At 70.4% G+C, this 9972-nt stretch carries 8 protein-coding genes and 1 tRNA gene; 3 read left to right on the forward strand and 6 right to left on the reverse strand.

The genetic code is table 11. The features are described from left to right. Positions 1–98: 98 nt before the first annotated feature. The 3 genes from ABT122_RS32465 to ABT122_RS32475 form a co-directional block, all read right to left on the reverse strand. Entirely contained in the window at positions 99–908 is an 810-nt protein-coding gene (locus ABT122_RS32465) for a chaplin (RefSeq protein WP_351559583.1), read from the reverse strand. Positions 909–1045: 137 nt separating this feature from the next. Then, positions 1046–1279 (reverse strand): chaplin, encoded by a 234-nt coding sequence (locus ABT122_RS32470; RefSeq protein ID WP_351559585.1) that lies wholly within the window; start codon positions 1277–1279, stop codon positions 1046–1048. A 176-nt stretch (positions 1280–1455) separates the two neighbouring features. Next, complete coding sequence (locus ABT122_RS32475) at positions 1456–2781, reverse strand: M20/M25/M40 family metallo-hydrolase (protein ID WP_351559587.1); 1326 nt, start codon at positions 2779–2781, stop codon at positions 1456–1458. A 179-nt stretch (positions 2782–2960) separates the two neighbouring features. Between ABT122_RS32475 and ABT122_RS32480 the strand changes: the two genes are divergently transcribed. The 3 genes from ABT122_RS32480 (at position 2961) to ABT122_RS32490 (ending at position 6261) form a co-directional block, all read left to right on the forward strand. Next, a tRNA-Leu gene (locus ABT122_RS32480) sits at positions 2961–3048 on the forward strand. Between the two features lie 92 nt (positions 3049–3140). Continuing rightward, positions 3141–5276, forward strand: a complete 2136-nt coding sequence (locus ABT122_RS32485) for an AIPR family protein (protein ID WP_351559589.1) — start codon at positions 3141–3143, stop codon at positions 5274–5276. 64 nt (positions 5277–5340) lie between these two features. Beyond that, positions 5341–6261: a pseudouridine synthase gene (locus tag ABT122_RS32490; RefSeq protein WP_351559591.1), complete on the forward strand. Its 921-nt coding sequence runs from the start codon at positions 5341–5343 to the stop codon at positions 6259–6261. Positions 6262–6270: 9 nt separating this feature from the next. On the opposite strand, the gene ABT122_RS32495 is transcribed toward ABT122_RS32490, so the two are convergent. The 3 genes from ABT122_RS32495 to ABT122_RS32505 all read right to left on the reverse strand — a co-directional run bounded on the left by ABT122_RS32495 (position 6271) and on the right by ABT122_RS32505 (position 9611). Continuing rightward, on the reverse strand, positions 6271–6900 hold the full coding sequence (locus ABT122_RS32495; RefSeq protein ID WP_351559593.1) for an MBL fold metallo-hydrolase: 630 nt from the start codon (positions 6898–6900) through the stop codon (positions 6271–6273). Continuing rightward, positions 6900–7985 (reverse strand): S-(hydroxymethyl)mycothiol dehydrogenase, encoded by a 1086-nt coding sequence (locus ABT122_RS32500; RefSeq protein ID WP_351559595.1) that lies wholly within the window; start codon positions 7983–7985, stop codon positions 6900–6902. Before ABT122_RS32500 ends, ABT122_RS32495 begins: the two co-directional genes overlap by 1 nt. 159 nt (positions 7986–8144) lie before the next feature. Beyond that, positions 8145–9611, reverse strand: a complete 1467-nt coding sequence (locus ABT122_RS32505; protein WP_351559597.1) for an amino acid permease — start codon at positions 9609–9611, stop codon at positions 8145–8147. Positions 9612–9972 lie beyond the last annotated feature (361 nt).

The following is a 9972-nucleotide window of genomic DNA, read 5'->3' on the forward strand; positions in this document are numbered from 1 at the left end:
CGCCCCACCCGCCGCCGGGTGCCGCCCCCGGGCCGCCCCGCCGGGGGGGGGGCCCCGCCGGCCCCCCCCCCCACTCCGGGGTGAGGGTGGCCCCTGGTTCAGGCGCGGGCGCGGGCGCGCCGGTACAGCACCACTCCCGCCAGCATCATGCCCGCTCCGATCGGGATGGTGAGACCGAGCGAGTCGACGCCGGTCCGCGCCAGCTCGTCCAGGGCCTCGGGCTGCTCCGCGGCCTTGCTGATGGAGCTGTTCGCCTTGTGGGCGGGGGTCTCCGGGGTGCGGACGTGGTTGTCGGTGCCGCCGGGCGGCCGGACGGTGGGGGGCTCGCTCGGCTCGGGGGGAGCCGGCTTGCCCGGGGTGGGCGGCTGCGGCGGCTCCGTGGGCTTCACGGGCGGCTTGACCGGGACGGGAGCCGAGTCGTTGGCGCAGTCGTTGCCGAACGCCGGGTTGAGCAGACCCACCACGTCGATCGTGTTGCCGCAGGCGTTCACGGGGACGTCGACCGGGGCCTGGACGTTGTTGCCGGAGCCGACACCGGGTGAGTTGGCGGCGCCCCCGTTCGCCTGGGCGCCGCCGCCGGACTGCGCCCCGGAGGGGGCCCCGCCCGGCTGGCCGCCCGCGTGGGAGCCGCCCGGGGCGGTCGGTGCGGCGGGCGCGGTGCTGCCGGAGACGTTGGCGCATTCGTTGCCGAACGCGGGGTTGAGCAGACCGACGATGTTCACGGTGTTGCCGCACGCGTTGACGGGCACGTGGACGGGAACCTGAACCGAGTTCCCGGACGCGACGCCCGGCGAGTTCGAGGCTCCTCCGTTGGCGTCGGCGCCGGCGTGGGCGTAGCCGCCGCCCAGCGCGAGCGCGCCGCCCGCCGCCGCCATGGTGATCATGGTCTTGCGAGTGACCAGTCGCATAGGTAGCTTTCCTGCCTTCTTCAGAAGCTTCCGGGCCCGTGCCCGGGAGCGGAAATGCGGGGCGGTCCCGGAGCGCGTGAGACGCGCTCCGGGACCGCCGGGTTCACACCTCAACCCCGATGGGCCGAGTCACCCCGTCAAGAGTTGACGCAGGTGTTGCCGAAGGCAGGGTTCAGCAGACCGACGATGTCGATCGTGTTGCCGCACACGTTCACCGGGACGTGAACGGGCACCTGAACGGCGTTGCCGGAGATCACACCGGGGGAGCCGACTGCGGCGCCCTGGGCACCGGCGTCGGCCATGGCGACACCCGCACCCGCGAGTACCAGGCCACCCGTGGCTGCCGCAGCGGCGACGACCTTCTTGATCATTGTTCCTCCTCGTTGACAAAGCGGTCCCAGCCGCGGACCGCACCACCTGTAACGAGGAGCGGGGAGCAGGGCTACGAGCCCGATGTACCTTTCACTCTTTTCAGTCAGTGGCGTACGTACTCACGATTATTGGAGTGTCCTTTCGGCGGGACCCCCGGGTCCTCACCCGATCCGGTTCAGCACTGGTCGAGGAACCGGTCAAGCACACGCACTCCGAACTTCAGACCGTCCACCGGAACCCGCTCGTCCACCCCGTGGAACATTCCTGCGAAGTCCAGCTCCGGCGGCAGCTTCAGCGGCGCGAAGCCGAAGCAGCGGATGCCCAGGTCGTCGAAGGACTTGGCGTCGGTGCCCCCGGAGAGCATGTAGGGGACCGCGCGGGCGATGGGGTCCTCGGCCCGCAGCGCGGCCTGCATCGCGTCCACGAGGTCGCCGTCGAAGCTGGTCTCCAGCGCCTTGTCGCCGTGCACGTCCTCGCGCCTGACCCGGGGGCCGAGCAGCCGGTCGAGATCGCCGAGGAACTCCTCCTCGTACCCCGGCAGAAAACGGCCGTCGACATGGGCGGTGGCCTGTCCGGGGATGACATTGACCTTGTATCCGGCGCCGAGCATGGTGGGCGCGGCGGAGTTGCGCAGGGTCGCGCCGATCATCTTGGCGATCCCGCCGAGCTTGGCGAGGGTGGCGTCCATGTCCTCCGGGTCGAGCGGGGTGCCGAGCGCGTCGGACAGCTCGTCCAGGAAGGACCGTACGGTCTTGGTCATCCGCACCGGCCACTGATGGCGGCCGAGCCGGCCGACGGCCTCGCACAGCTCGGTGATCGCGTTGTCGTTGTTGGTCATCGACCCGTGCCCGGCGGTGCCGTCCACGGTCAGCCGCATCCAGTGCATGCCCTTCTGCGCGGTCTCCACCAGATAGAGCCGCAGATTCTCGTTGACGGTGAAGGAGAATCCGCCGACCTCGCCGATGGCCTCGCTGACGCCCTCGAAGAGATCCGGGTGCTTGTCGACCAGATACCGCGCGCCGTAGGTCCCGCCGGCCTCCTCGTCGGCGAGGAACGCCAGCACCACGTCGCGCGGGGGCTTGCGGCCGGTGCGCAGCCGCTCCCGTACGACGGCGAGCGTCATCGCGTCCATGTCCTTCATGTCGACCGCGCCCCGGCCCCAGACGCAGCCGTCGGCGATCTCGCCGGAGAAGGGGTGGTGGGTCCAGTCCTCGGCGTTGGCCGGTACGACATCGGTGTGGCCGTGGATCAGCAGCGCCGGCCGGCTGGGGTCCTCCCCCTCGATCCGCGCGACGGTGGAGGCGCGCCCCTGGTGCGACTCGATGATCCTCGGTTCGAGCCCGACCTCGGCGAGCTTCTCCGCCACGTACTCCGCGGCGACGCGCTCCCCCGGCCCCGAGTGGTCCCCGTAATTGCTGGTGTCGATCCGGATCAGCTCACGGCAGAGGTCGACGACCTCGTCCTCGCCCGAGACGGTACGGGCCGTATTCGACTCGCTCACGCTGATTCCTCCCGCTGTCGCTCCTGGTGGTTCCCACCCATCCTCCCGCGCCCGCCCCCGTCCCCCAAGGGCAGCGGCCCGATCACGCCCCCGTGCCCTCCGGGGCGTGATCGGGCACCCCTGAATGTTTGCTATGGTTTTCCACGTCGCAAGGGCGCAAGCCGAGCGGCAGACACCTTGTCCGGGTGGCGGAATGGCAGACGCGCTAGCTTGAGGTGCTAGTGCCCTTTATCGGGCGTGGGGGTTCAAGTCCCCCCTCGGACACCAGCGAGAACCCCAGTTGATCTGGGGTTTTCTGCATTTCCGGGCACCGGTGTGACCAGCACCGGGCCACCAGGGGAACGGGTGGAGAGTCGGCTGTGGGCGGGACGAAGCGGGAAGCCACGAAGATCACGGCGCTGGAGCTGCACCAGATTCGCGAGGCGCTGTTCCGCGGGTACCGGGGGCTCATCGACGAGAGCGATCTGCGGCGGAATTCCGAGACGGAGAGGGACCGGGCGTTCCTGTCCCGGGCGGTCGCCGCGACCGCCGTCCGGCGGATCACCGGCTGGGACCGCCGGACGTGCGCGGAAGCCGTGATCGACGGCAGCCGGGACAATGGCATCGACGCCGTCGCCGTGACCGACGGCACCCGGGTCCTGCTCGTCCAGGCGAAGTGGAAGGACACGGGGACAGCGGGCTTCGACACTCATGCGGCACGCGCGTTCGTCGATGGTCTGACCCTGCTGGAACAGCGCCGGTTCGATCTGTTCAACGACAGACTGTCCCCCTTCACCGACCGGCTGGACTCCGCCCTCACCGACACCCGGCTCAAGATCACCCTGGTGATCGCGGTCGTCGGCAACGACCCCCTGCACGCGGATACGGAAGCGGTCCTGAAACGGGCGGCAGATGATCACTACGGTCTTGGGCCGATGCTGAACTACCGGCTGATGGGCGCGGGCGAACTGCTCCAGCAGCTGAAGGCCGATCGCGCTCCGGAGCCGGTCGACATCACCGTCCGCATGCCCCAATGGCATAAGAAGGACATGCCCTTCGTGGCGTACCACGGCTCCGTCGCAGCCTCACAGGTCGCACAATGGTACGAGGAGCACGGGGATCGCCTCTACGACGAGAACATCCGCAAGTCGCTGGGGCTCACCCGGATCAACTCCGGCATCCAGACCACCCTCCGTACGGAGCCCGACAATTTCTGGTACTTGAACAACGGCATCATCATCCTGTGCGACGAGATCGAGCCCACCTGGCCGGGGCGGCGGCGCCCGGACGAAACGGTCGAGCTGCGGCTGAGGCGTGCCAGCGTCGTCAACGGCGCCCAGACGGTGACCGAGATCCACAAGGCGAGGGAGCTCTCCCCGGAGACAGTCGACGACGCCGATGTCATCGTCAAGGTCATCTCCCTCGGAGCCGACCGGGAGCGATACGCCGCCCGGATCACGGAGACCACGAACACACAGAACGATGTGTCCCAGCGCGATTTCGTGGCCCTGGACACGGCCCAGGTGCTGATCCGCGCGGACTTCGACCTCTCGCTGCGGAAGACCTACGTCTTCAAGCGGGGAGAAGCCGATCCCGCTCCGGAGTCGGGGTGCTCCGTGGTCCACGCGGCGATCGCGCTCGCCTGTGCCCACCGGACCCCCGAACTCACCGTGCGCGCCAAGCGGGACACGGACCTGCTGTGGGAGCGGGGCCGGGGCGGGGCGTACCCCAGGCTGTTCGGCGAGATACCCGGCGCGTTCAGGATCTGGCGCAGCGTACGCATCCACCGGGCAGTGGGCGAGGCACTCGACACTCAGCGCAAACGGCTGCACGGACGGGCGGCGGACACGGCTCAGCGGGGTGATCTGCTCGTCTCCCATCTGGTGTTCCAGCTTCTCGACACCGATGACATCGACGAGCCGGCCTTCGATGCGGAGGCGGCGCTCGCCAGCGTTCCCCCGCTCACCGAATCCGTGCTGTCGTGGCTGATCCACCATGTCGACGCGGAGTTCGGCACCTCGTCCTTCCTGACGAGCATCTTCACCAACGAGACCAAGTGCCGTGAACTCGCCCGCCTCGTCCTGCCCGATGTGGCGGGCGGCCGACCCGTGCCGGCGCTTCCCGAGAACTACCAGCCGCCCGCCCAGCGCAGCCGGCGGACCAAGCGTCCCTACACGGTGCCGACGTTGATCAACGCCGGGCTGCTCGCGGACGGAACTCCGCTGACCTATGTCCCGCGCAATGTTCCCGAGGCCCGTGCCGTGAAGGAGTGGATCGCCTCCGACTCTCTCAGAGCGCTGGCGACCTGGCAGAACGACCGGGGCAAGCCACTTCTGTGGGCCTACGACGGTCAGTCGTACTCCGCCAACAAGCTGGTCCTGCGCATCTGGGAACTAGCCGGCTGGGCCGAGGCTCCGACCTCGGTGCAGGCTCCAGCGCGCTGGACCGCGGACGGCAGGAGGAATCTGTACGAGCTGGCGACCGAGTGGCTCGACAGCCAGAACGACGAGGACTGACATCAGGGCGCCGCCCCGGCCCCGTGGCGCGGCCGGGCCGGGGTGCGGGCCTACAGTCGTGCCGGTGAGACGCAGACGCGAGGCCCCCGATTCACCCCTCCCCCAGCGGCACGGCATCGACCCCGTGCGGCTTCGGCTGCCGGACGGGGCGGCGGGGGTGTGGGGGACGGTGTACGAGTACTTCGTGGGGCGGTACGGGGAGGAGCGCGGCGGGGGGCTGGTGCGGGAGGGGCGGGTGGTGGGGGCGGAGGGGGTCGTCGGGGTGGACGATCCGTACACGCCGGGGCGGTATCTCTGGTTCCACCGGGACTTCGCCGACGAGGAGCGGGTGCCGTTCGCGATCGGGGTCGTCCACCGGGACGAGCGGCTGGTGGTGGTGGACAAGCCGCACTTCCTCGCCACCACCCCGCGCGGCAGTCACATCACCGAGACGGCGGTGGCGCGGTTGCGCCGGGAGCTGGGGATGCCCCGGTTGCAGCCCGCGCACCGGCTGGACCGGCTGACGGCGGGGCTGCTGCTCTGTGTGGTGCGGCCACAGGACCGGGGGGCGTACCAGACGATGTTCGGCGAGCGGCGGGTGCGCAAGGAGTACGAGGCGGTCGCGGCGTACGACCCCGGGGTGGCCCTCCCGGTGACCGTGCGCAGCAGGATCGTGAAGGAGCGCGGGGTGCAGGCGGCGCGGGAGGTCGCCGGGGAGCCGAACAGCGAGACCCGCGTCGAGCTGCTGGAGCACCGGGGCGGGCTCGGGCGGTACCGGCTGCTGCCCGCCACCGGGCGCACCCATCAGCTGCGGGTCCATATGAACGGTCTGGGGCTGCCGCTGCTGGACGATCCGCTGTACCCGGTCGTCCGGGAGCCGGTGACCGGGCCTGTGGACTGGTCCCGTCCGCTCCAGTTGCTGGCGCGGACGCTGGAGTTCACCGATCCGGTGACGGGCGAGCCGCGCCGGTTCGAGAGCCGGCTGCGGCTCGCCCGCTGGGAGTGAGCCGCCGGCTCAGTGGCCGCGCTTGATCCACTCCCCCAGGTGGGGGGCCTCGTCGCCGATGGTGCTGCCGTCGCCGTGCCCGGTGCGCACCACCGTCTCCGGCGGCAGGGTCAGCAGCCGCTCACGGATCGAGTCGATGATCGTCGGGAAGTGGGAGAAGGAGCGTCCGGTGGCGCCGGGGCCGCCCTGGAAGAGGGTGTCCCCGGTGAAGACCGTGGTGAGCGCGGGGGCGTGCAGGCAGACCGCTCCGGGCGCGTGGCCGGGGGTGTGCAGCACGGTCAGTTCGACGCCGCCGGCGGTGAGCGTCTGGCCGTCGGCCAGTTCGCCGTCGGGGGCGCGGTCGGGGTGGGTCTGCTTCCACAGCGGCAGATCGTCGGGGTGCAGCAGGATCGGCGCGCCGGTGGCGTCGGCGAGCGCGGGGGCCGCGTCGATGTGGTCGTTGTGCGCGTGGGTGCAGACGATCGCCAGCAGCCTGCGGCCGTCGAGCGCCGCCTCGATGGCGGGCGCGTCGTGTGCGGCGTCGATGACGATCGCCTCGGTGTCGTCGCCGACGATCCAGACGTTGTTCTCGACGTCCCAGGTGCCGCCGTCGAGGGAGAAGGTGCCCGCCGTGACGAGGCGGTCGATGCGTGCGGCCATCAGAGCTGCACCACCGAGCGGAGTACGTCGCCCTCGTGCATCCGGGCGAACGCCTTCTCGACGTCGCCGAGGCCGATGGTCTCGGTGACGAAGGCGCCCAGGTCGATCCGGCCCTGCTGGTGCAGATCGATCAGCATGGGGAAGTCGCGGGAGGGCAGACAGTCGCCGTACCAGGAGGACTTCAGCGAGCCGCCGCGGCCGAAGACGTCCAGGAGGGGCAGTTCGAGCTTCATCTCGGGGGTGGGGACGCCGACCAGGACGACGGTGCCCGCGAGGTCACGGGCGTAGAACGCCTGCCGGTAGGTCTCGGGGCGGCCGACCGCCTCGATGACGACATCGGCGCCGAACCCGCCGGTGAGTTCGCGGACGGCTTCCACGGGGTCGGTGGAGCGGGAGTTGACGGTGTGGGTGGCGCCCATCCTCTTCGCCGTCTCCAGCTTGCGGTCGTCGATGTCGACCGCGATGATCCGGGCGGCGCCCGCCAGCCGGGCCCCGACGATCGCCGCGTCGCCGACGCCGCCGCAGCCGATGACGGCGACGGTGTCGCCCCGGCCGACCTCACCGGTGTTGATCGCGGCGCCGATGCCCGCCATCACTCCGCAGCCCAGCAGGCCCGCGACGGCGGGAGAGACCTCGGGGTCGACCTTGGTGCACTGGCCGGCCGCGACGAGGGTCTTCTCGGCGAAAGCGCCGATGCCGAGCGCGGGGGACAGCTCGGTGCCGTCGGTGAGGGTCATCCGCTGCTTCGCGTTGTGGGTGTCGAAGCAGTACCAGGGGCGTCCGCGCTCGCAGGCCCGGCACCGCCCGCAGACGGCGCGCCAGTTGAGGACGACGAAGTCGCCGGGGGCCACATCGGTGACGTCCGGGCCGACCGACTCGACGACACCGGCCGCCTCATGGCCGAGCAGGAACGGGAAGTCGTCGTTGATCCCGCCCTGCTTGTAGTGCAGATCGGTGTGGCAGACCCCGCAGGCCTGCACCTTGACCACGGCCTCCCCGGGCCCGGGGTCGGGGATGACGATGGTCTCCACCCGTACCGGCTCGTCCCTGCCGGGCGCGATCACACCTTGCACCTGCTGTGACATCGAATACCTGCCCTTCCTCGCACATCGGTCGGCCACCAGTGTGACGGGCCTGGGCGGCGCGCCGCGATGGCCGGTAGGCACGTTACACACGGGGCCGTACGGGGGCACTTCCGGGCGGATCGGGGCAGCCGGGCCCCGGGCGGGGAGGAGAGGCCCGGCTCAGGCGTCGTGGCCCTGCCGCCCGGCGGCGAGCGCCTCCACCCGTCCCCGTACGACGAACCAGCCGCCGACCAGGGCCGCCGCGATCAGCGGCAGCAGCGTCACCGTCGTACGCCCGATGCCGCCGCCCCACCACATCAGGAAGAGGACGCTGACGAGGAAGACCAGGGTGACGATCTGGGTGTACGGGGCCCAGGGCAGCCGGTACGAGGGCCGGGTGAGACGGCCCTCGCGGGCGCGCCGCCAGAAGAGCAGGGAGCAGATCATGATCATGCCCCAGGTGCCGAGGATGCCGAGGGAGGCGAGGTTGAGCACGATCTCGAAGGCCTCGCCGGGCATGACGTAGTTCAGTCCGACGCCCGCCATGCCGAAGGCGGCGGTCAGCAGCACACCGCCGTACGGCACCTGGCCCTTGTTCATCCGGCCGGTGAAGCGGGGCGCGGAGCCGGCGAGCGCCATGGAGCGCAGGATGCGGGCGGTGGAGTAGAGGCCGGCGTTCAGGCTGGAGAGCGCGGCCGTGAGCACCACCAGGTTCATCACACCGGCCGCGCCCGGGATGCCGAGCTTGTCCATGACGGTGACGAAGGGGCTCTCGTCGCCGGAGTAGGCGGTGTACGGCAGCAGCAGCGCGAGCAGCGCCACCGAGCCGACGTAGAAGATGCCCACCCGCCACATGATCGAGTTGATCGCCCCGGGCATGACCTTCTCGGGGTTCTTGGTCTCGCCCGCCGCGACGCCGCAGAGCTCGACCGAGGCGTACGCGAAGACGACGCCCTGGATCACCAGCAGCATCGGGAGCATGCCCAGCGGGAAGACGCCGTCGTTGGCGGAGATGGTGGAGAAGCCGGGGGTGTGGCCGCCGATCTCCTTCTGGGTGACCAGCAGGAAGATGCCGATGAGCATGAAGCCGACCAGGGCGGCGACCTTGATGATCGCGAACCAGAACTCCATCTCGCCGAAGTACTTCACCGAGATGAGGTTCGCGGTGAGCACGACGGCGAGGGCGATCAGGGCCAGAATCCACTGCGGGATATCGCTGAACATGGCCCAGAAGTGGGCGTAGGTCGCGGCGGCGGTGATGTCGGCGACACAGGTGGTGGACCAGTTCAGGAAGTAGAGCCAGCCCGCCGTGTAGGCGCCCTTCTCGCCCATGAACTCACGGGCGTAGGAGACGAAGGCGCCGGAGGAGGGGCGGTAGAGGACCAGCTCACCGAGGGCACGGACGACGAAGAAGGCGAAGAGGCCGCAGACCGCGTAGGCGATGGCCAGGGAGGGTCCCGCGCCCGCGAGCCGGCCTCCCGCACCGAGGAAGAGCCCGGTGCCGATCGCCCCGCCTATCGCGATCATGTTGATGTGGCGGGACTTGAGGTCCTTGCTGTACCCGGCGTCGCCGGCGTCCACATGGGGGGAGTCCGGCGAGAGGGGCCCGGTGGGGGCCGTCCCGGCCACGGTGGTGCGGTCGCTCATGGGGGGAGTTTTCGCCTTCGTGAGGGGAGCGTAGGTCGTCAGCAGCCCTGCGATTCTGGCAGTGCTCAAGGTCACACAGACATAGATCTGAGGTGCTTTTGAGGTTTCAAGCAGGTAAAGCAAGGACCTCAGCAAACCGTGGCAGTAAATCACGGCTGGGTGAACGGACCGGTCGGTACGAGGGCGGGGGCCGCCCCGCGCGGGGCGGCCGAGGGCGGCCCGGGAGACGGGGAGGGGCGGGGCCGGGGCGCGGGGAGGGGGCCCGCCGGGCCTCGCGGGGAGAGAAGCGAGTGATGACCTGAGGCTAGAAAGCGTTGTTCGCGGGCTATATATAGCGATGGGGGGGGGCGGGCGGCAGGGA

The sequence above is a fragment of the Streptomyces sp. NPDC001985 genome (genome assembly GCF_040296845.1).
Lineage (GTDB): Bacteria > Actinomycetota > Actinomycetes > Streptomycetales > Streptomycetaceae > Streptomyces.